The following is a 22,290-nucleotide window of genomic DNA, read 5'->3' on the forward strand; positions in this document are numbered from 1 at the left end:
GTCACGCTGCGATGATCACCTATCGCCGATTTACTAGTCATCCTCTTGGTTAACGCCGGAAGCATCATTTACAGTCTCTGAAAGCGCCCCCTCTTCAAGGATGAACATTTCCCCTAAAATGCGTCGCCACTCACCAAATTGATCCTCGACGGTACCAGTGAGCGTCACGCTTCGGTCCTGAAGGTCGACAATGCTCGGCGCCAGTTGCGACTCTAGCGACTCGCCCAGCTCGCGTAACGCATCACTATGAGACAAGGCCTCATCAGACTTTAAAAGACTCAATCTAAACAAATTTGCACCGGCAAAAATCCCCATGTGACCGGCAAACCTGGTAGTACCCCGATCACCTTCAACCGCAGCCAAAACGCCACCGGCAATCGCTAAAACGCTCGCCGCCTTTTGCTTGCGCGCTTGCGCATCCAGTTGCCGAGCATACAAAACTTGCTTGTAGCTTAACTTACGCCACTCTTGGTATGGACCCTCCATCTGACGGTTAAAGGTGCGGTAGTAGTCTTGAATGACATCCACAAACAAGTCATTGCGAGCTCTGACCCTTTCGACTCGTTGCATCATTGGGTCCGAATTAGCCGGAACACGCAACAACGAAATACGACCGTCATCGGTCTCAGCCAAATATTCACTGAAAGCATCAGGCACAAAATCACGCGCAAACAGGACTTTAGTGATAGTTCGAATTTGACGTAATTCATCCGCTGACAATGACGCCTGATAATTAAACAACGCGTTGGCTATTTCACTAAAAGTAGCTTGAAAGGGATCGCCAGGAAGGTCAATTTCAGGATGATAAGCGTAGGAACTAGCTTGCTGCTCAAATGCTTGATCCAACCAAACACGCCCGCTACTGTCTTCTGCCTTGACCTTGATTTTAACAAACTCGCCGTTCGACTCGATCAGTTTGCCTGTGACAATAACGTCCATCGGCAAAGTCCGCTTTGGTAGTGCTCTAACGATGCCCCACGCATTACTCTGCTCGAGAGTCTCCTTTAACTGAGAAGTAAACCATACCGATTCACTCTGCCGGACACTGGAATACGCTAAGTCATCAGCATCAAGATCGACCTCACCCGGATGAAATAGAACAATGCCTACATCTAACAAAGTTGATTCATCAATAAGTTGCTCTTGCGCTTCATCGACGCGAGCTATTTTGACCGACTTAGTTTCATGATACTCGAACGTTGAACAAGCACTCGCCAGCAAAGCAACAAAGATGCCGCACAGCAGCTTTCCAACAACCGAACTCATGTTTGTATTTGATTGCCACATCGCTAGCTCAAGCATATCGTTCAACCGACCTCTAGTTACTCTTGTAATTGTAATACTCTTCCCAGAGCTTCTTCTTTAATTCTGGGTCGGTTTCTTGTTCAGCGGCTTCGCGGATCTGGCGCGCAACAATATCGTCATTTTTGCGTAAATCAGACTGCCTATCGTCAAGCTTATCAGCGTCATCGCCTGACTCGGCTTGTTGCGGGTCTTGGCCGCTCGATGTTGACTCGGTGCTGCCGGTTTCAGACGACTCACCGCCAGCGCTCGAATCACTAGCCGTCGCATTGCCTTGTTGGTTTGAACTAGATGAAGCCGAAGGCGCTGGTGACTTTTTAGATGATTTGGACTCGCGCGACTCATCGTACTCCTCGAATTCGCCTACCCCGCCAAGTTGATCATCAGTGTTTTCGTTTGCGCGATCTTCGGCATATTGCTTTTCTCTCGCAATTTCTTCATCGAAGTCACCTAACGTTTCTTCCAACTCCTTTTCTAGCTCCTCGAGCTCTTGTTCACTGAGACCACCACGACTATCAAACTCTGGCTCCTCGAACTCACCGGCGGCAATCGGCTCAGGCTCGTCAAAGGTAACACCATCGGTTACTGTTGGCTCGGCTTCATCGCCGTCCGCCTCGTCGCTTTCCCATTCATCCGGTGGCTCGGCACCCTGAGTACCATTGCTAGCGCCTTGCTGCTCTGACTCTGCGTCAGAACCCGGCTCTCCAGCCTCCCCTTTTGCGCCTTCTGTGTCACCGCCCTCTGAAGATTGGGATGGCGAAGACGGCTGGCCCGGCAGCGACGGAGGTTGTGGCAACGACGGAGGTTGTGGCAGCGACGGAGGTTGTGGCAACGATGGAGCAGATGGGGAACCCGCCCCTCCTCCGCCAGCAGTCGGAGGCAATGGCAGCGAGGGACCACTCGGGCCGCCGGCCCCACCACCACTATTGATCGGCTTAGCGCATGCAGCTACTAACAATACAAGCGATACGCTGACGCATAACCGCGCTACCTTGGTGTGTGAAACGAAACATTTATTCATTAGTCAAACACTCTCATCTGCATGGATTTAAATCAGCCCTTTTCCGATTTGCTACGTGGGGCCCGCACCTTAATATTACGTGACAACTCGTCACTAGCAATCATATGACCACGATCTATTAGCGGTCGATATCGTAAGCGCTTAACGGCTCTCTTGGCGCGCTTGATCAGGTCTGGATAAGGATGCGCCTCTTCAATTTCGCCGAAACTGCGCACACGTCCGAACTTCCCAAGCTTAAACTTCAGCGGCACCAAAACCGTCGGAAACCGGTCTTCAACCGGCGGCCTAGTGCGGGAATAATAAAAATCTGGCAGCAGTATTGGATTCTGAAAACTTGCAAAGAGCTGGTGGCTAACTGGCAGCTCTTGAGCCGATTCCCATGCTGACTGATAGTACAACGCGGCACTATCACGATGACTATATAACAGGCTTAAGTCACCTAAATTTATCAGCGCCTTCACTGCGTGCTCTGTCGCTCCCTCAGCATTGGCCTTTTCTAAGTACCTTAGTAAATATCGCTCGGCATTTGCAAAGCCGTTGGGTACGGAAATAATTTTCTTCTGTGGAAAATCAAGCTTTCGCTCCTGCCATTCAGCCGGCAACCTATATCGCTCGGTCGCGGTGTCTACTTTAATCGTACTCCTCAAAAAATACACTAAAGCCAATTCACCGTAAGGCATTACATAACGATTGAGCGGCTCTTTCTCATACTTTTTTATTGCGTACTTAAGATACTTTTCTGCTTGCTCAAGATACATTAATCCAGCTTCACCGGCATTGGGGCGATATTCAAAACGATTAATAAATTCGTTACCCAACCTTACCACCATGTCAAACGCTAGGGCATCCCTTTCCTGCTCTGACTGGCCTTCAAGCCAAATAATTCGATTAATACTGTCTTGTGCTGCCTCTAGATTCCCTTTTGCAGACGCCAGCTCAAACATCGCACCGAGAATCGGGCGCTGCTCCAGACTGTTAACACCATGATTGATTTTGCTAAGGTGTAACGCATTCGCGAACATCTTACGCGCCTCGTCAAGTCTACCCGCGCTCATCAAGGCTTGACCGTAACTTAGATAAGCCTCGCCAAGGTTGGCACTAAAAGCATCTTCACTATCTTGCAACTCGAGAATTCGTTTAAATAGGATCTCAAGGTTCAGACTTACCTCAGGGGTCAAATCGACTATTGGCTTGGAAGGAACATTTTTTTCGCGAGTAGGTAGATCAACACTTGGCGAATTGTCTTTGTCGCCATCAACCGTTGAGTCCACACCTAGTTGACTGGCAAGTGGCGGCTCCGTCTCTGGCTCTGGCTCTGGTCGCTCGATTTCGCCGTCAACAGCATTAGTTTGCGACTCTGAAGCATCAATCGTCCATGCGCCTTGTACTTGCTGAGCAAATACCGGCCGGATAACACTAGCGATAGAAATTAACAGCACGCCAAAACAAAGCCGGCGTGTCGCGCGACTGACCGCAAGCCGACATAACAATAAGTCCGCATTCTCGATTTTTCTGATCATGGTCTCCTGTAATCTATAGCTTGAATCTTTTACCCAAGGTTGTCTAACATTAATAATGACCGCGTATTCGCAAGAATTAGCACGCCGATTTCTCAACATCAGATTTTAATAGTGGAAAAACAAAACCCTTACTCGGTTTATTCTATCTAATGACTCGGTACTAAATACGGTAACTGACTTACGGTGAGCTAAATGTCAGCACAGCTTATACTGATAAATGTTTCGATACAGCGTATTGAGCACTATAGCTAAGTTTGTAAGTAAAACTGATTTTTCAGCCATTTGTGAATTAGTATATTCTAGGCTCAATTTCCAACTCAACGCCAAATTTCGACAAAATATCGGCTTGTATCTGCTTTGCATAGTTGAGTATGGCTGAACCACTACGCCTCTGCGGATTGCAAATAACGAGTGCTTGTTTTTGATGCACCTGCACACCGTTCACCGCCTTTTGCTTCCATCCAGCTTTGTCGATAAGCCATGCCGCGGCCAACTTGTATGAACCGTCAACCGCGAAACTTACAAGCTCAGGAAATTCGTCGCGCAACTTTTTATGCTGCTCAGCGCTCACTACCGGATTCTTGAAAAAACTACCGACATTAGGAGTTTGTTTCGGGCTGGGCAGTTTACGAGCCCGAATGTCACAGACTGCTTTGAACACATCTAGAGGGCTTTTCGCCTCACCGACTTCAGCGGCCAATGCTGGGTAACTCAAATTGCATGCCGTGTTTTTCGACAAGCGGAATCTAACCGCTGTAATTACTAGCTTGTCGTTGAGTGAGCGCTTAAAAATGCTATCTCGATAAGCAAATTCACACTCATCATTAGTCAACGAGACCGGTTCACCAGTAGCGCGGTCGAGGCACTCTACCGCAACAATGGTATCTTTAACTTCAACGCCATAGGCTCCAATATTTTGGATTGGCGCAGCCCCGACCAGACCTGGTATTAAGGCCAGATTTTCAAGGCCACTCCAGCCATGCTCAACTGTATAAGCAACCAAGGTATGCCAGTTTTCTCCTGCCGCAACGACCAGCTCGACAAACTCCTCCATGTCACTAACAACATCGATTCCTCGCAAGCGATTCAGAATCACCAACCCTGAAAAATCCTTACTTAGTACAGTATTGCTGCCTTCACCTAATACCAATATCGGCAACTGATGTTCACCAGCAAATACCAACGCTTGCTTAAGTTCAGCGAGACTGCCTACCGCTGCGAGATGAGTTGCCTGAGCCGGCACTGCCAAACTGTTATAGGTTTGCAGCTCCGCATTTCTAATGATCTTCAATTGCCCCATACCCACTCCAATGAGATATCACAGCCGATAAAAAACCCAGAGCAGTGTGCACTGAACTCTGGGTTGGTGTCGAACACTTATGCATGGGAGTCCAAACTAACTGGACTCTCCCTCTTCCTGCGTAGCGTTTTGCGCTGCTTGGGCGGAAGCACTTAGGCGGATATGCAAATCACGCAATTGCGTTTTATCTACACCGCTTGGCGCGTCAGTCAGCAGACACGACGCTTTTTGTGTTTTTGGAAACGCAATAACATCGCGAATAGAATCAACGCCAGACATCATCGCGACAATTCGGTCTATGCCGAACGCAATACCACCGTGTGGCGGAGCACCGTAACGCAGAGCGTCTAACAAGAATCCAAATTTCTCTTCGGCTTCTTGGTCATCAATACCTAGCGCGGTAAACGCTTGCTTTTGCACGTCAGTCTGATGAATACGAATGGAACCACCACCAAGCTCAGTGCCATTCAACACCATGTCATACGCTCGTGATAATACGTTGCCAGGATTGCTCGATAACTCGTCGAGCTGATCAAGCTTAGGCGCTGTAAATGGATGGTGTAGCGACGTCCAACGTCCACTAGTACTGTCTTTCTCAAACATCGGAAAGTCGATAACCCACATCGGCGCCCAAGTGCCTTTCAGCAAACTCAGATCTTCGCCTAATTTATTGCGTAAGGCGGCTAATGAGTCATTAACCACTTTTGCCGTGTCAGCACCAAAGAACACTAAGTCTCCGTCTTGCGCTTCAACGCGCAACATTATGTCGTTAAGCGCAGCATCTGATAAGTTCTTGACGATAGGCGACTGCAGACCATCACGGCCAGCCTCCAAATCATTGACCTTGATATACGCCAACCCTTTAGCACCATAATTACCAACAAAGTCTGCGTAATTATCGATTTCCTTGCGGCTAAGTCGAGAAGAACCTTTAGGTACTCGCAATGCAGCCACTCGCCCATGACCAGAATTAGCGGGCCCAGAGAACACTTTAAAATCCTCTTCTTTAACCAAATCAGTAACCGATACCAGTTTCAGCGGGTTACGCAGATCTGGGCGGTCAATACCGTATTGCTCTATCGCATCAGCATAGGTCATGCGCGGAAACTCGGCTGGCAACTCAACATCTAAGGTGATTTTGAATAGATCACGAATCATGGTTTCCATCATGTCCATGATTTCGTCTTCATTCATGAACGACGTTTCAATATCCAACTGAGTAAACTCAGGTTGACGATCAGCACGTAAATCCTCATCACGAAAACAGCGTGCGATCTGATAATAGCGCTCAAATCCAGCAACCATTAACAGCTGCTTAAACAGTTGCGGAGATTGCGGCAAGGCAAAAAACTCACCAGCATGAACGCGGCTTGGCACCAAATAATCACGCGCACCTTCAGGTGTGGATTTGGTCAAAATCGGAGTTTCTATATCAACAAAATTTTCAGCTTCAAGAAAATCTCGAAAATACTTAGTGACGCGACTCCGCAAACGGAAAATCTTCTGCATTTGCTCACGTCGTAAATCTAAGTAGCGGTACTTTAAGCGAACCGCCTCACTAACATCATCTTCGTCTAACTGAAAAGGAATCGGGTCAGAGCGATTTAACACATTAATTTCAGTCGCGTAGACTTCCACCATACCAGTTGGCAAATCACTATTGGTCGTACCTTCTGGACGCGCGCGTACCTTAGCCGTGACTTGCAGCACATGCTCATTGCGCACTGTGTCTGCCACTGCAAAGGCGTCCACCGCATCTGGGTCGACGACCACTTGCAATAGACCCGACGCGTCGCGCAAGTCGATAAAGATCACGCCACCATGATCACGGCGTTTTTGAGCCCATCCAGAGACGCTAACAACAGTATCAATTAGGGATTCATTAACTTCGCCACAGCGGTGACTACGTAGTGCTTTCATTCTTCTCTCGTTTAGCTTTTGCAGCTTGCTTTGCTTTGGTACGTTGTAGTTCATCAGCCATTTTCTTGGCTTCAACCGGGTCGTCAAGCGGGTTAACCACACCGGCTGACAAAATCATTTTTAATCCGACTTCCACCGGCACATTGAGGCGCATCACTTCAGACGGAGGCACCATAATATAAAATCCTGATGTAGGGTTTGGCGTAGTAGGTACATAAATGTTGATCAAATCTTTACCCACAACCTGCTGAAATTTTTTCGGTGTATCTCCCGTTACAAACGCCAGCATCCACAAACCACGCCGCGGATACTCTACCAACACCACTTCTCTAAATGATTGGCTTGCATCCGCGAATAAGCTTGCAGTAATTTGTTTTACTGCACCATATACCGTGCGCACCAGCGGGATTCGAGCGAGCACAGACTCCCAAGCGCTAATCAGTCGACGACCAAAGAAGTTGGCCACGATCAAGCCAGTAACAATCACCAACGCCAGGGTTAGAATAACGCCAAGCCCTGGAATCTGAAAACCAATCAGCGTCTCAGGTCGCAGCGAATGCGGCAGTAACAATAAACTGCGGTCGATCAAACGAATCGCAAATGACAATACGACATAGGTCGCCACCAATGGCAACCAGACCAATAGGCCTGCAACAAAATAACGACGCAGCCAAATCATCATGACTTACTCGGCTCCGGCGCTAGCAGGACCTGCAGAAGAGCTCGACTTGGTATCTGAGGAAGCCTCAGATCCGGCCGCCTTAGCGGCCGCAGGCTTACCCGAATTTTTAAAATCAGTCTCGTACCAACCGGTTCCTTTTAGCTTGAACGCGGCAGCGGTGATCTGTTTTTGCAAGGCTGGAGCCTGACACTCAGGGCAATCCGTCAGTTTTGCGTCACTCATTTTTTGCAACGCTTCCAAGGAATGACCACAGTCAGCACAGCGATATAGATAGATTGGCATGGAAAATTACTCGTAGATTTCTAAAATAGGCTTGTCGCCCGCATTCCTGCAGCCTATAACTAGGCCGCGCATTATACCGCTAACTGCCGGCGATCGTCATATTTTCAATGACAATTGACCCACATTCGGTATTTCCGCGTGTATCGTAGTCATTGCCCAGCGCCACCATATGCTGATACATGTCCAGCAAATTGCCCGCAATGGTGATTTCTTCAACCGGATACTGAATCACACCGTTCTCAACCCAGTAACCGGCAGCGCCGCGCGAGTAGTCGCCCGTAACCATATTGATGCCCGAGCCAATGAGTTCTGTCACCAGTAAGCCTGTAGTCATTTGACTCAATAACTCAGCAAAATCTTGACCCGTGTTCGAGACTCTAAGGTTGCGCACTCCACCAGAATTAGCGGTTGACTGCAAACCCAGCTTGCGAGCGGTATATGAGGCCAAGACGTAGCCCTGTAAGACACCGCCGCTGACTAAGCTACGCTGCGCCTGTGTCGCGGTGCCCTCACCATCATGGTAGGCACTGCCAGCAGCGCCAAGAATATGAGGGTTTTCGGTAATCGAGACAAAGTCTGGCAACACTTGTTGACCGACTTTATCTAACATAAAACTAGCCTTTTTATAGATTGCGCCGCCTTTTAAGGCACCAATAAGATGGCCAATAAGCGATTTAGCTGACGAAGGATCAAACATAACTGGCGCTTGGCATGAACCAATCTGCTTTGCACCTAAGCGTTCAACGGTGCGTCGCGCAGCAGTTAAACCGATTTCTTCTGCGGTCTGTAATTTTAGGGGGTTTCGATTGCTGTCATACCAATAGTCGCGCTGCATTGAGTCATCTTTGCCGCCAATAACTGAACACGAAATACTATGTTGACTACTTGACGTCTCACTCAAAAAGCCATGGGAATTAGCGTAGACCGCACACCCACTGTAAGAGTTCACTGACGCTCCCTCAGTGTTACTAATTCGACTGTCTGCATCCAGCGCTGCCGACTCACACTGCAACGCGATATCGGCTAACTGACTAACATCGTCAGTCCACGGATGATATAAATCAAGATCGAGTGGCTTAGTTGCCATGCCATCGGCATCGGCTAGACCAAGACAATCATCGGCCCCGGTATAGCGTGCGATCGACATAGCCGCATCTACCGATGCTTTTATACCCGACTCACTCAGATCCGCACTACTAGCCGAACCAGTCTTATGCTCTCGATAAACACTCACCACCAGTTGTGCGTCGTTATGCTTCTCTACTGTCTCTAACTCGCGCTGGCGAGCGGTCACCGAGACACCGGTGCCTAAATGTAACGACACCTCAGATTGATCAGCGCCTGACTGCTTCGCGTATTCCAAGGCGAATTGTGCTGCGTCGGTCAAATTAACTCCCACGCCGGTGTTTAACTTACTCATAATTGCACTCCGCCAACGGTTAACGCGTCCATTTTCAATGTTGGCTGACCTACTCCAACCGGCACACTTTGGCCATCTTTACCACAAACACCGACGCCCGAGTCGAGCGACATATCAGTGCCGACCATGCTAATCGTTTGCATCGCTTCAGGACCACTACCAATGAGCGTCGCGCCTTTAACCGGCGCGGTGATCTTACCGTCTTCAATGAGATACGCTTCACTCGATGAAAATACGAACTTACCAGACGTAATATCAACCTGACCACCACCAAAGTTCACCGCATATAAGCCTTTTTTAACGCTGCGAATAATTTCTTCAGGATCATGCTCACCAGCATGCATATAAGTATTGGTCATACGCGGCATAGGCAAATGCGCAAACGATTCGCGTCGACCATTGCCAGTTACTGACATCCCCATTAACCGCGCGTTATGTTCGTCTTGCATATAACCTTTAAGAATGCCTTTTTCGATCAGCACGGTGTTCTGTGTTTGATTACCTTCATCGTCAACACTCAATGAACCACGGCGATCGGCGATTGTGCCATCATCGACCACAGTGCATAACTCACTGGCGACTTTTTCCCCGATACGACCTGAAAACGCAGAGGTACCCTTCCGATTGAAATCGCCTTCAAGGCCGTGACCAACCGCCTCGTGCAACAAGATACCGGGCCAACCAGGTCCAAGCACAACAGGCATAGTACCGGCAGGAGAATCAATTGCTTCTAAACTTACCAATGCTTGGCGAACCGCTTCATGCGCATAATGTTCAATAGTTTGATGATCAAAATAATCGAAACCAAAACGACCACCACCGCCCATAGAGCCGCGTTCACGCTTACCGTTCTGTTCAACAATCACCGATACATTGAGGCGAACCAGCGGACGAACATCTGGGATTTGCCGGCCATCGCTGGTAACAATTAATACCACTTCGTATTCACCAGACAGGCTCGCCATGACTTCGACGACACGAGAGTCGTGACTGCGAGCCGCACGATCGGCATGCTCCAAAATAGACACCTTTTGGGCATCGCCAAGTGCCGCTATCGGATCGGCCTGCTGATACAAGGGTTTGATGCCTTGCGGGCGCCATTGCCGAGTTTGCTGTGCATCCCGACCTTGTCGACCAATCGCTCCGACCACATCGGCAGCCGCTAAAATAGCGGGAGCATGCAAGTCCTCGCTGTAAGCAAAAGCCGTTTTCTCGCCACATACAGAGCGTAAACCAACCCCTTGATCTATGTTGAAGCTACCACTTTTAACCACGCCCTCATCCAGTGACCAGCTCTCATGTTTGGAGTATTGGAAATACAGGTCGGCGAAATCACAGCCCGCAACATTGGTGAGGCGACTCATGGTCGAACTAATATCCGCATTCGACAAACCGGTGGGCTCAAGCAAGGTTGCTTGGGCGATCTCAAAATGGTTTTGATTCATAGTATTCTTTGTAAGTTAGAGCCGCCGGTGCAAATGCACGGGGAAGCGCTCTTTGAGGGATTCTATCTTTGTGAGGTCGATTTCGGCAAAAACCAAGCCCTGACCATCAGTTTGCTCGGTAATAATTTCGCCCCAAGGGTCGATTATCATGCTGTGCCCCCACGTGCGGCGGCCACTTGCGTGTTTTCCAACCTGTGCGGCGGCCGCGATAAACACTTGATTCTCTATAGCTCGACAACGAAGCATGGTCTCCCAATGCGCTTTACCGGTCTCATAGGTAAATGCTGCAGGCACGCAGATCAACTGAGCACCACGCTGAGCCAAAAGTCGATACAGCTCGGGAAAGCGCAGATCATAACAAATTGTTAGTCCAAGCTGCAGAGGCAAATCATTGAAGACCAACTGTTTCGGAGAGGTTTGCTCAATCGACACAACACCTGCTCGATAGGTGTCGGATTCTCGATACTGGTGCGACGCCCCGGGCTGTGTGTCCACATCGAACAGATGCAACTTATCATACGCCGCAACCAATTTACCTAAGGGATCAAACAATAACGAACGAGCATACGGCTTAGTCCTATTAGCCCCATCACTCTCAACGACAGCGAGTGAGCCTAGTAAAATCGCCATCTGCTTGCTAGCCGCTAACTCAGACAAAGCCGATTGGACTATGCCTCCGCTCGCCAACTCGACATATTGCAACGCCTTACTAGAAGGCATTTGCACGGCATTCTCTGGCAACACCAGTAGATCCAATAGAGGACTCGCATCAACGGCAGCGGCGATTACATTCAGGTTTTCTTGCACATCCGGACCTGAACTCATTTCCAAGCAACCGATGCGCAACATTGTTTTAGGCATAAGGTTTGCCGACGCTCACCGATCCAGCGCCGGAGACTCAAGCTCTTGCGCTTCTGAAGCTCTCTCCAATTCAGCCGATTCTAACTGAGTGTCGAGCTTCGTGTCATCGAGCGGCACCAATAACGAGTCAGAGGGCTCTTGTTGAATTGTGTCGTCACGCGCTAACGCGAGATTTTGCATGGACTTATCAGGCTCTGGCGCACTAGTCAGCGGCTCTGGCTCATTACTCTTCATCTCCACCATCTCGAAGTCCTCCCAGCTTCCGAGCGCGCGGTAGCTTCTGAAACTAGACTCACGCATTTCATCTTTGAATAACCGCTGCGTAATAAACACCACCGCTCCAGCAGTAGGGTTGGCCAGCGCACTTAAAAGTGCCAGATTACCGCCAAGCTCGGGCGACAGATGAACTTCCATATCAATTAGTTCCTGCGCTAAATCAAGCTTACCTTCCATTCGCACAAATACCGCGGGAGTAAATATATAAGCCTCACGGAAAATCGCCTCTCCGTCTGCCAGCAGACCGGTGTAGCGCATACGATCGAATCTCAAACCCGATGCAAACACATCTCGAAAATCAAAGATCAAACGTCGCGCGATTGCATTAAAGTTAAGCAGACCAAGCAGCTTTCCTGACCCAGGCTCAACCTGAACCAACTCCCCATCTCGGATCCGCAGATCAAATTCACCATTTAATCGCGCATAGTCAAATTCATGTGGCGCACCAATCCAGTTCACATTGCCACTCAAGGTGCCAGTGCCGCGCTTAATGATGCCATCGAAACTCATATCGGTAAGAGCACCTTCGGCCTCATCGATCACGGTATTGAAGTCAAATGAGGATATGGATCCAGCGGCATCCGTATTTCGCCAACCACCACGCGCCACGGTACGGATGCCATTTTGCTCTAGCAAAAACTCCTCAGTCAGCCACTCACTGCCCTTAGGTTTACCGCTAAACACTAATTTACCTAAATTCTTCCCGCTCAATTTGAATGTGTCTGCAGTCAACGATATTGCGGGGTAATCGGCAGGCTGTAAACTATAGTCTATTGGCGCTGGCTCACTTATTCCATCGGGCGCTTCAACGATATCCACATACGCTAAATTAAATGTATACGACCCGAGTTCAGCACGCGGCTGCATTTGCATAGTGCCTTTGACATTATCTCCATCTAATGTCCCAACCCAGTTAAAACCATCAACGGAGACCGCCGAGACCTGCAGAGGGCCAAATTCACGACCCAATAAAACTGGGTTCGCAGCACGGATCGATAACGACCGCATCGCGTCGAGAAAAGCAGTATTTTCGGAAACTTTGCGCGGCTCGAAGCTTGCTAAGTCTATGATCGCTGACAACCAGTCATCGAGATTAATATCATCATTTTCAATCACGAAATGAACACCCGATTTCAGCGGCAATGACGCATCTGCTCCAAGGCTGATCAGCGCCTTATCAAATAGTGACGACGAGGCACTCGCAGTATTTCCCTCAAGTCGCACCTGCATATCCTCTTGCAGGCTTATCGCCATGGAAGGCACCGTGGACTTACCGCCCAAGGTCATCGATAACCGCATGTTAGTTTCTGCATCGGCCGACTTGCCCAGTGGCGCTGGCGCCGAAACAGCAATACCCTTAAGATCAGAAACCCCAGAAATAGTCACTTCGGGACCATCAATCAGCAAATCGCCCTGCCAAGCGGCGTTGCCGTCAAACCACGTTAACATGTGCTCACCAAGCCAAGGCTCGAGTGCATCCGCGGCAAGCCGTCCAGTTGCCAGCAACTTCATAACCGGTGGCTGAGCTTCGGCGACCGTAATCAACTTACCGCTTGTGGGCCCGCCCAAAAAGAACGCATTAATATCGGAGGACGTAACGCTTCGCTCGGTGAATTCAACAGTACCGTTAATTTTTGAAATCGGCACTCCCTCCGGCAGCAAACCTCGACCATTGCGCACAATCGCAGTACCTTGCACTGCGGCGTCTTCGATCTTGTTCAACGGAATGCTTACCGCGATATCAATATCAACTTGCCCATTAGTAGCTTGAACCGGCAACTCGTCTAATTGATCCGCTGGATTGATTAGCGGCCCTTTGAACAAAAAGTCCAAGCCCTTGACCAATGAGGTACTGGTTTTACCATTCACCGTTAAGGTTCGATCAGTTTGAAAAAGCTTAGATATCTGCAGCTGGCCATCGGTCACCTCGTCGCCATTCAACCACAGCTCATCAGGAACAATACTGAGCAGTTCATTGCGAATAGTTGCCGTGCCACGCCCACGTTCTGCGGCTGGCCAATCACGCTGATAACCATAGTCGACAAGCACATCATTAAAACGCGCGCGCGCTTCTAACTGAGCTTTACCAACCTTCAATGCGTTCCGCGAAACTTCACCTCGATAGCTGACTCGACCATTAGTAAACTCGCCACTTTTAAATGCATTGACCGACCAGTCTCGAAACTTATCCAGTCGATCATCTAACGGCAGATAATTAATTATCTGACTCACATCTGACACGCTGAACTCAGCGCTCGCATTGAGCATTAGCGGACTCGCATCTGAACTGGCTGGATTGCGCACTAAATCACCGCCCTCAAAACTGAGTTCACTCACCGAGTCAATAGTAAACAGTTCGCCAAAACTCGCCACCTCACGAACTTTACTATCTAACCGACAGGTTGCATTCAAACCAGAAATGCTCAAAGTTTCATCAACAAACTCACCTTCAATCAGGGCGATGGTTATGTTGCCATTGGTATTAATGCGCCAAGTAAATTCGCCCGTGGCTCGCTCCACAGGGAATGGCTGCTGATACCAGCGCGGCCAATCAAACTGCGCTCCTTCGGTGTAAAACTCAAACACGCCGCCCTGCTTGGATGCTGACAACTGCCCGCTCAAGCGATTCATTCCAGGTGCATCACCGGTTGATTTAAAGCTCACATCGGACGCAGCCGCACGTAACTCCCACTGCTCGATCGCCAACAAAGGTCCCGAGAACTCAAACTCAACATCATGCAACCGACCATTTAGGTTTGCGTCCAGTATCCAACCAGCTTCACGCGACAACCCAGCTAAACGAATAAAGTCTCGAATCCGCTCAACATCGAGTTGCGTTAGCTGCAGTTGACCCACGCCATTCTCGACTTCCAGCGAGATATCTTGCGCGCGCAGCAACCGCTGCTTCTGATCACCTAGCACCTCTAACGAAGCATCCCAAAGCTTGTCAGAAAGCATGTTGCCTGTCGCAGTAGCCGTAAACGCCAGCGGGCCTTTGGAGGTGGTAATGGCAGCTTGAATGGTACGAACCTGTTCCACTCGTTGATAGACAAAAGAAATATTTCGATAACGCTTTAGTTGGTCAGCTTGGCCACGCCACAGCAACTCTCCGTCATGCCATGCTGCCGCTTTTTGATCAAGCAGCCACGACAGCAATCGCTTCGGCGTAGCCGGCCCATCCGAGCTAGACGACAAGGCAATACCCGCCACTTGCAGTTGCCCGCTAGGCAAGGAAACAATCTCCAGCATCGGTTTTTCAACCGCAAACTCAGTAAACTTCGGCCAGAACTTAAGCAACGAACCGGGGCTCACAGCGGCCGACAACGAGTTAAACGCTAAAGCGGGTTGATTAGGTAGATCACCGGCCACACTCAAATTACTAATCTGCACATGCGGCGTAAACCCTTGCCAATCAGTGCGTACCGAGCCAACACTAACGGCTCGATCAAACAAAGAAGAAAGATTAGCTTCTAATAGGTCTTTATGTGATTCAGCATAACTAAAATACGCGGCCAAACTGCCCCAAAACAGCAAATACAAAAAGCCCAAAGTTAACAGAAAGTTTCTCAGAAACTTCATGAAATTACCCTTTGCCAAAATTTAGGCAGGCCTGATTGGATAATCACTTGTCTCATGCCAGCGCGATATCGTAATCTTGTTGTGACAACAATGGATCAGCTTGTAGGCTGATTGGGCGGTCAATAAATTCTTGCAAGTCTGCAAGGCTGCTCGCCTCTTCGTCAAGTAACAACTCGACCACTCGAGGTGCTGCGACAATCGTATACGCTTGAGCCTTATATTGTCGATCTTCGCGCAAAATCTCTCGCAGAATCTCATAACAAACTGTTTGTATGGTTTTAACCGTGCCGCGCCCTTCACAGGTAGGACAGGCCTCACACAGTATCTGCTCTAAACTCTCCCGTGTGCGCTTTCGCGTGATTTCAACCAAGCCCAATGGCGAGATATCCGTAATGTTTATCTTAACTCGATCTTTGGCAAAAACCGCATCGAGCGCCGCCAGCACTTGTTTCTTGTGGTTTTGACTCTGCATATCGATAAAATCGACAATAATAATTCCACCTAAATTACGCAACCGCAGTTGATGGGCGATCTCGGTTGCGGCTTCCAAGTTAGTCTTAAATAGGGTCTCTTCCTGACTATGCCGACCGACGTACGACCCCGTATTCACATCAATCGTAGTCATCGCCTCAGTCTGATCGATAATCAAATCACCGCCAGATTTTAGTTTAACCTTACGCTGCATAGCGTTCTCAATTTCTTGCTCGATCGAGTAAAGTCCAAATAATGGCTGCTCGCCAGGATAATACTCAAGCTTATCGACTAACTCTGGCATAAAGTCGCGAGCAAAATCACGCGCCTTTTCATAGCTCTCGCGTGAATCTATGCGGATTTTCTCTACGTGATCGTGAACCAGGTCTCGCATGGTCCTAAGTGACAGCGGCACGTCTTCGTGAATTAAGGTGGCTGGCTGCGCACCTTTGAGTTTGCTACTCACGTGCAACCACAGACGCTGTTGAAACAGCATATCATTGGCGATATCGGCTTCAGTCACTGATTCAGCAAGGGTACGGATGATAAAACCACCAGTTAAATCATGCTGTTCAATTTGTCGTTGCACTACATCACGCAAGCGTTCCCGCTCGTCAGCACATTCTATTTTTTGTGAGATCCCGATCTCGTTGCCATTCGGTAAGTACACCAAGTTCCTCGAAGGCATGCTCAACTCAGTGGTTAACCGTGCGCCTTTACTACCAATGGGATCTTTGAGCACCTGCACATAAATATGCTTGCCTTCATGCACTAACTCTTGAATTGGTGGAATATCGCGCATTGCAGCGCCACTAAACGCGGGGTCATTTCGAGCGATATCCGCAGCGTGTAAAAATCCATTTTTGTCCAAACCAATATCGACAAAAGCAGCCTGCATACCAGGCAATACACGCACCACTTTGCCTTTATAGATACTCCCGACCAGCCCACGCGATAAGGTTCGTTCAATGTGCAGTTCTTGCAGCACACCGTTTTCGACTACCGCTACACGCGTCTCACGCGGTGTAACATTGATAAGTATTTCTTCTTTGCTGGCCAACTGGTTTAACTGCCTGATCGGTTCTCGGCTGCAGCGACCGCCATAGACGCCGTTACAGCCAGTTCATTTCAATAGTGCCTAGTAGCTCATTAACCTCTCGCAACGGTAACCCCACCACATTGCTATAACTACCCTGAATCGATTTAACCCAAGCTGAAGCAAGCCCTTGGATCGCGTACGCACCGGCTTTATCTTGCGGTTCGCCACTTTTCCAGTAGGCGTGCATCTGCGCATCCGTGATGGTTGCGAATTCGACGTCGGTGAGCCCCAACTTGACACTCAGTTTATCATGAACCATTAAGCAAACCGCAGTCATTACCTGATGTTTAGCCGCGCCTAAGCTTTGCCATATCTGCTGGGCGTGCTCGAAATCACGAGGCTTAGCGTAAATTCGCTCACCTTGAACCACGACAGTATCAGCCGCCAATATTGCATACTTAGCAGGATCGAGCTCAGCGTAGGCGGCACGGGCTTTTTCTCGCGCCATCCGGGTGACATAGTCTTCTGCCAGCTCTTCCTCTCGACGGCTCTCATCGATATCAGGCACATGAACCGTAAACGGTACTCCCATGGTATTGAGCAGGTCACTGCGACGTGGAGACCCAGAAGCAAGAATCAGTTGAATATCTGTCATGGCTAATCGCCTCTATGATAGGGTAAGTTGGCGTTAATACTCCACGCACGATAGAGCTGTTCAGCTAGCATGACTCGCACCACCGGATGCGCAAATGTCATTGCTGACAAAGACCACTTTAACCTTACTTGTTGCAGATAGTTCGGATCAATCCCCTCAGGACCACCAATCAATATCGCGATGTCTTGACTATCATCAATCCACGACTGCAAATGAGTTGCGAGACCTTCAGTGTCAATATGCTTGCCGCGACGATCCAGTGCTATTGTCAAATACGATTCAGGAATAGCCGCTGTAAGCAGCGCAGCCTCATCACGAAGAATTCTGGCCGTGTCTGCATTTTTACCACGCTTTTTAGCAGCGATTTCATGCAACTCCAGTTGACATAGGGCAGGCATACGCTGCGCGTATTCGCGATAGCCCTGCTCAACCCAAGCTGGCATTTTAGTGCCAACTGCCAACAGCTTGATCCGCATAATTAAGTGCTAAGCATCTTCTTGTTCGCGATGCTTCTTCACCAATGCGCGAACGTCTTCATCCCAAAGTTTTTCAAGATCATAATACTGTCGGACCTCTGGACGCATGACATGCAAGACCACATCACCAAAGTCAACTAATACCCATTCGCCAACATCGGCACCATCTTCGTTCAAGGGTTTTACTCCTTGTCGACGTAGCGAGTCGGACGCTTCACGCGCCAATGCTTTTACGTGTGTATCTGAGGTGCCACTCGCGACCACCATGTAGTCTGCGAAGTCTGAGATATCGGCAATGTCTATTACCTTGATGTCTTGCGCCTTGATATTCTCAAGCGCCTCAACAACCTGGTCTTTAATTTGTTCTGGATTCATATTGGGTATTTTATACAGTTGATGTTCGCGAATATAGGCCAAAACAGCACTCGGCAAAAAATCATGTGCCAGCGGCCCCGGAGCGGTTTCAAGCTCATGCCGCAATCGCGTAGAGGAAATATTGATATCGGTGTGTTCAAAGCACCAAATCCGGCCCGCATTGTATTGCAATAACTCATCCGCTGACGAGACAAATCGATCACTAAGCTCAGATGGCACCTCAATTGGGTAACCTGGGCGACGTAATACTAGCCAATTGCTCATATCCAGCAGCTCAGGATACCGATGCCAACTTGGTAAACTCATCAAACTATCAGCACCAATAATTACAATTAGCGATGCTCGTGGAAATTGTTGCTTAAAAAACTCAACAGTATCCACAGTATAAGACTTGTTCGGTCGCTGCACTTCATGATCATCGGCCACGAACTGTTGGTGCCCGGCTAGTGCCAGCTGCAGCATAGCGAACCGATGTTCAACATCGGTGTTGACTGAAGTCTTATGTGGTGGTCGAGCACTTAGCAGCCAATGAATTTGACTAAATGGCAGGTGACTGGCGGCTTGTTCGACCGCACCCAAATGACCATTGTGTACCGGGTCGAACGTGCCCCCAAAAAGCCCGATCAACTCAGACATTTAGCTCCGCACATGTCCGTCACCAAACACTACGTATTTTTGAGAAGTTAAGCCTTCAAGGCCAACCGGGCCACGGGCATGCAGCTTATCGGTACTAATGCCAATTTCAGCACCTAAGCCGTACTCAAATCCGTCAGCAAAACGCGTTGATGCATTGATCATTACGGAACTTGAATCCACCTGCCGCATAAAAGATCGACCTCGCGTATAACTCTCAGTCACGATACTCTCGGTGTGGGCCGAGCTATAACGCGCGATATGTTCCACCGCTTGATCAAAACTATCAACGGTTTTAATCGATAAAATAGGACCTAGGTATTCGGTTGACCAATCCTCGTCAGTCGCTGCATTCATAGCGATGATCGCTCGAGTTTTTTCACAACCACGCAACTCAACACCGTGCGCGACATAACGCTCAACCAAACTCGGAAGCAACTCATTCGCAATGTCTTTATGGAGCAACAAGGTCTCCATGGCGTTACATACCCCGTACCGATGAGTTTTTGCATTAAACGCAATGTTTATCGCTTTCTCCAAGTCGGCATCACGGTCAATATACACATGACAGATGCCATCCAGGTGTTTAATCACTGGCACGCGGGACTCATTGCTGATTCGCTCAATTAGACTCTTTCCGCCGCGCGGGACGATCACATCGACATACTCCGACATGGTAATTAATTCGCCCACCGCCTGCCGGTCAGTGGTTTCTACTACTTGCACCGAATCTGCGGACAAACCAGCTTGTTCGAGACCACGAGATATACATGCCGCCACCGCTTTGTTTGAATTGATCGACTCGGAACCACCTCTGAGTATCGTGGCATTGCCGGATTTGATACACAAAATCGCCGCATCGACAGTTACATTAGGTCGCGACTCATAAATAATGCCAATAACACCTAATGGAACCCGCATCTGACCAACTTGAATCCCACTCGGACGGTATGCCAAGTCGGTAACTTCGCCAATTGGATCGGCTAGTGTTGCAACTTGGCGACAACCATCGGCCATGGCGTTAATTCGATCGTCAGTCAACTCGAGTCGATCCAGCGTTGGGGCATCTAAACCACGCTGCTGGCCCTGCTGCATATCGATAGCGTTAGCGCTCTGAAGACTTTCACGTGATTGCTCTAGCTGCTCGGCGATAGCCAGCAACGCCGCATTCTTTTGCCCGCAAGTAGCTGCGGCCATATGCCGTGCAGCAGCGCGCGCGCGCGCGCCCATGGCTTGCATATATTCTGTTACATTCACTGCTGTTTTGTCCATGTATTCACGGTCGCCGGTTTTGCGCCGGACTGCCTACCTTTATTAACTGTCTACTTTAATCGATTACTACTATCGATTACTACTCGAAGCGACGACGTCGATACTCGCGAAAACATCAGTCGCTGCAATGTGACGCACATTACGCTTTAGCCTTTAGCGAAAGCTCTACCCCGCAAAGTCTGGCGCATAACTGCTCAATCTGAAACCACAGAGTGCCAACCTCTTGATACCGCTGCCCCTTGACCGTTTGATCCAAATGCGCCGCCCGCTCCAGCAAGTCGTACCATTGATTTGACCCAAGACGCGCCAATGCGGCATTTACGATCGGTTCACGTTTACTCCAAACCCGATTCTGCTTAAACAACATGCTGCGGCTCTCGCCAGACGCAAGACCTGCCGCTAAAACGGCATGCAAACGTATTTCTCGCACCAATGACCAAACCACAATCACTGGCTCTACACCTTCTGACTGTAAGCGCTGCTGAATCCGTAGCGCCCGATTCAAATCACCAGCCAAACAGCTATCAGTCAACGCATAAACATCAAACCTCGCCTGATCAGCCAAACTCTCCGTGACCAATTTCAGTGTAACTGCACCATCTGGAGCCAAAACCTGCAGTTTATCTACCTCTTGGGCAGCCGCAAGCACATTGCCCTCCAGCTGAGCGGTCATCATTTCAACCACACCACTTTCGACACGCAATGAACGGCTCTGAAGTCTTTTTTTCAGCCAAGCTGGAAATTGCTGCGCGCCAACATCTGGTCCGTCAACGACCCAACCAATAGACTCTATAGCACTTACCCATTTTGCACTGCGTTGACGTTTATCCAGCGCCGGCATCATCACAATAAGCACATCATCTTCGCTCGGATGGCCACAATACTCGGTAATTGCTTTGGTGCCGGGAGCGCCTAATGATTTAGGAACTCGCAACTCAATAATTCGGCGCTCGGAAAAGAGCGACATAGACTGCCCTGCGCCCATCAACGCTGACCAATCAAAGCCAGCTTCTAATTGATACTTGATTCGCTCACTAAACCCTAGCTCTCTGAGGGCTGCGCGCGCGCCGTCTAAAGCTTCCTCAATAAGCAGCGGCTCATTGCCATTTAATAAAATCAGCTTCGGCAGTTTACTTGCATTGGCGGCCAGTCGGCCAGCCAAGTCATCCAGCGCCACTCGCATGAGCGTGGTCGACTAATTCGACGGGCTTGATTGGCCGGGCTGGTAGTCGGTAATAGTCGAAAGCTGTCGCAAAATACGCAGAACCGCATCCTGCTCCATGCTTTCGAGCAACTCTTCTTCCTCAGACTCGGACTCAATCACTAACTCTGGATCAAAGTTATAACGCCTAAATTCACTAACAACGGTACGTTCACGCAACAACTCGCCTTCTAAGCCTTCAAGCGTATAAACAACTTTAAACGTAAGGTTATAGCTGTTTGCCTTACCACGCTCATCGATGGTTCCAACACTTCGCTTCGAGCCAGCCTCGCTGACGTTCAACACCACATCAGCGGCGCCTTTAGAACTTGCCAACTCGGCACCAGCTTTAGTTAGCAACTCCTGCAACTCGTCCTTGAACGAGCCTTCAGGCGCTATCACGTACATATTTTTTATCCCGTCGGATAACGGAATGTTACCGCGCAAATGAAACCCACAGGCGCTAACAGCCACGACAAGAACTGCGACGGCAACTAAGCGCAGCGCACGTTTGGAACGATGGAAAAGCGGATTTTTCAGCATATTCTGAACCTTAATTC

The 22,290-nt window shown here is 49.2% G+C and carries 18 protein-coding genes; all 18 read right to left on the minus strand.

The window, feature by feature from the left end; translation table 11 throughout:
- Positions 1-33: 33 nt before the first annotated feature.
- The gene (locus DFR28_RS03095) at positions 34-1,302 is read right to left on the minus strand and encodes a hypothetical protein (protein ID WP_113952826.1); all 1,269 of its coding nucleotides are present in this window, start codon (positions 1,300-1,302) and stop codon (positions 34-36) included.
- A 16-nt stretch (positions 1,303-1,318) separates the two neighbouring features.
- Entirely contained in the window at positions 1,319-2,323 is a 1,005-nt protein-coding gene (locus tag DFR28_RS19555; protein WP_170131913.1) for a hypothetical protein, read from the minus strand.
- A gap of 32 nt (positions 2,324-2,355) precedes the next feature.
- Positions 2,356-3,843, minus strand: coding sequence for a tetratricopeptide repeat protein (locus DFR28_RS03110; protein ID WP_113952829.1), 1,488 nt, complete (start codon positions 3,841-3,843; stop codon positions 2,356-2,358).
- Positions 3,844-4,132: 289 nt separating this feature from the next.
- Positions 4,133-5,143 (minus strand): UDP-N-acetylmuramate dehydrogenase, encoded by a 1,011-nt coding sequence (gene murB, locus DFR28_RS03115; RefSeq protein WP_113952830.1) that lies wholly within the window; start codon positions 5,141-5,143, stop codon positions 4,133-4,135.
- 96 nt (positions 5,144-5,239) lie between these two features.
- Entirely contained in the window at positions 5,240-7,063 is a 1,824-nt protein-coding gene (gene aspS, locus DFR28_RS03120; RefSeq protein WP_113952831.1) for an aspartate--tRNA ligase, read from the minus strand.
- Complete coding sequence (locus DFR28_RS03125) at positions 7,047-7,745, minus strand: DUF502 domain-containing protein (protein WP_113952832.1); 699 nt, start codon at positions 7,743-7,745, stop codon at positions 7,047-7,049. The genes aspS and DFR28_RS03125 overlap by 17 nt, the downstream gene beginning before the upstream one ends.
- A gap of 3 nt (positions 7,746-7,748) precedes the next feature.
- Positions 7,749-8,027, minus strand: a complete 279-nt coding sequence (locus DFR28_RS03130) for an FmdB family zinc ribbon protein (RefSeq protein WP_113952833.1) — start codon at positions 8,025-8,027, stop codon at positions 7,749-7,751.
- A 79-nt stretch (positions 8,028-8,106) separates the two neighbouring features.
- Complete coding sequence (pmbA, locus tag DFR28_RS03135; RefSeq protein ID WP_113952834.1) at positions 8,107-9,447, minus strand: metalloprotease PmbA; 1,341 nt, start codon at positions 9,445-9,447, stop codon at positions 8,107-8,109.
- Positions 9,444-10,892 carry a metalloprotease TldD gene (gene tldD / locus DFR28_RS03140; RefSeq protein ID WP_113952835.1) on the minus strand — a complete coding sequence of 483 codons (1,449 nt, stop codon included), beginning with the start codon at positions 10,890-10,892 and terminating at the stop codon, positions 9,444-9,446. The genes pmbA and tldD overlap by 4 nt, the downstream gene beginning before the upstream one ends.
- Positions 10,893-10,907: 15 nt before the next feature.
- Positions 10,908-11,753 (minus strand): carbon-nitrogen hydrolase family protein, encoded by an 846-nt coding sequence (locus tag DFR28_RS03145; protein WP_113952836.1) that lies wholly within the window; start codon positions 11,751-11,753, stop codon positions 10,908-10,910.
- Between the two features lie 15 nt (positions 11,754-11,768).
- The gene (locus DFR28_RS03150) at positions 11,769-15,608 is read right to left on the minus strand and encodes a YhdP family phospholipid transporter (protein ID WP_113952837.1); all 3,840 of its coding nucleotides are present in this window, start codon (positions 15,606-15,608) and stop codon (positions 11,769-11,771) included.
- A 52-nt stretch (positions 15,609-15,660) separates the two neighbouring features.
- A complete protein-coding gene (gene rng / locus DFR28_RS03155; protein WP_170131957.1) occupies positions 15,661-17,139 on the minus strand; it encodes a ribonuclease G in 1,479 nt (492 codons plus the stop codon).
- A 52-nt stretch (positions 17,140-17,191) separates the two neighbouring features.
- On the minus strand, positions 17,192-17,773 hold the full coding sequence (locus DFR28_RS03160; RefSeq protein ID WP_113952838.1) for a Maf family protein: 582 nt from the start codon (positions 17,771-17,773) through the stop codon (positions 17,192-17,194).
- Positions 17,774-17,775: 2 nt separating this feature from the next.
- Positions 17,776-18,249 (minus strand): 23S rRNA (pseudouridine(1915)-N(3))-methyltransferase RlmH, encoded by a 474-nt coding sequence (rlmH, locus tag DFR28_RS03165; RefSeq protein ID WP_113952839.1) that lies wholly within the window; start codon positions 18,247-18,249, stop codon positions 17,776-17,778.
- A gap of 9 nt (positions 18,250-18,258) precedes the next feature.
- Complete coding sequence (gene nadD / locus DFR28_RS03170) at positions 18,259-19,260, minus strand: nicotinate-nucleotide adenylyltransferase (RefSeq protein WP_113952840.1); 1,002 nt, start codon at positions 19,258-19,260, stop codon at positions 18,259-18,261.
- Entirely contained in the window at positions 19,261-20,514 is a 1,254-nt protein-coding gene (locus tag DFR28_RS03175; RefSeq protein WP_113953393.1) for a glutamate-5-semialdehyde dehydrogenase, read from the minus strand.
- Between the two features lie 154 nt (positions 20,515-20,668).
- Entirely contained in the window at positions 20,669-21,712 is a 1,044-nt protein-coding gene (gene holA / locus DFR28_RS03180; protein WP_113952841.1) for a DNA polymerase III subunit delta, read from the minus strand.
- A 12-nt stretch (positions 21,713-21,724) separates the two neighbouring features.
- A complete protein-coding gene (locus tag DFR28_RS03185; RefSeq protein ID WP_113952842.1) occupies positions 21,725-22,273 on the minus strand; it encodes an LPS-assembly lipoprotein LptE in 549 nt (182 codons plus the stop codon).
- Between the last annotated feature and the right edge of the window lie 17 nt (positions 22,274-22,290).

It is taken from the genome of Arenicella xantha (genome assembly GCF_003315245.1).
Lineage (GTDB): Bacteria > Pseudomonadota > Gammaproteobacteria > Arenicellales > Arenicellaceae > Arenicella > Arenicella xantha.

Bases quoted from the DNA above. Each gene is read 5' to 3' on its own strand.
- holA (WP_113952841.1), bottom strand. From the start codon at position 21,712: ATGCGAGTGGCGCTGGATGACTTGGCTGGCCGACTGGCCGCCAATGCA.
- DFR28_RS03150 (WP_113952837.1), bottom strand. From the start codon at position 15,608: ATGAAGTTTCTGAGAAACTTTCTGTTAACTTTGGGCTTTTTGTATTTG.
- DFR28_RS03145 (WP_113952836.1), bottom strand. From the start codon at position 11,753: ATGCCTAAAACAATGTTGCGCATCGGTTGCTTGGAAATGAGTTCAGGT.
- DFR28_RS03160 (WP_113952838.1), bottom strand. From the start codon at position 17,773: ATGACAGATATTCAACTGATTCTTGCTTCTGGGTCTCCACGTCGCAGT.
- DFR28_RS03110 (WP_113952829.1), bottom strand. From the start codon at position 3,843: ATGATCAGAAAAATCGAGAATGCGGACTTATTGTTATGTCGGCTTGCG.
- tldD (WP_113952835.1), bottom strand. From the start codon at position 10,892: ATGAATCAAAACCATTTTGAGATCGCCCAAGCAACCTTGCTTGAGCCC.
- rlmH (WP_113952839.1), bottom strand. From the start codon at position 18,249: ATGCGGATCAAGCTGTTGGCAGTTGGCACTAAAATGCCAGCTTGGGTT.
- DFR28_RS03185 (WP_113952842.1), bottom strand. From the start codon at position 22,273: ATGCTGAAAAATCCGCTTTTCCATCGTTCCAAACGTGCGCTGCGCTTA.
- pmbA (WP_113952834.1), bottom strand. From the start codon at position 9,447: ATGAGTAAGTTAAACACCGGCGTGGGAGTTAATTTGACCGACGCAGCA.
- DFR28_RS19555 (WP_170131913.1), bottom strand. From the start codon at position 2,323: ATGAATAAATGTTTCGTTTCACACACCAAGGTAGCGCGGTTATGCGTC.
- DFR28_RS03095 (WP_113952826.1), bottom strand. From the start codon at position 1,302: ATGCTTGAGCTAGCGATGTGGCAATCAAATACAAACATGAGTTCGGTT.
- nadD (WP_113952840.1), bottom strand. From the start codon at position 19,260: ATGTCTGAGTTGATCGGGCTTTTTGGGGGCACGTTCGACCCGGTACAC.
- murB (WP_113952830.1), bottom strand. From the start codon at position 5,143: ATGGGGCAATTGAAGATCATTAGAAATGCGGAGCTGCAAACCTATAAC.
- DFR28_RS03125 (WP_113952832.1), bottom strand. From the start codon at position 7,745: ATGATGATTTGGCTGCGTCGTTATTTTGTTGCAGGCCTATTGGTCTGG.
- DFR28_RS03130 (WP_113952833.1), bottom strand. From the start codon at position 8,027: ATGCCAATCTATCTATATCGCTGTGCTGACTGTGGTCATTCCTTGGAA.
- aspS (WP_113952831.1), bottom strand. From the start codon at position 7,063: ATGAAAGCACTACGTAGTCACCGCTGTGGCGAAGTTAATGAATCCCTA.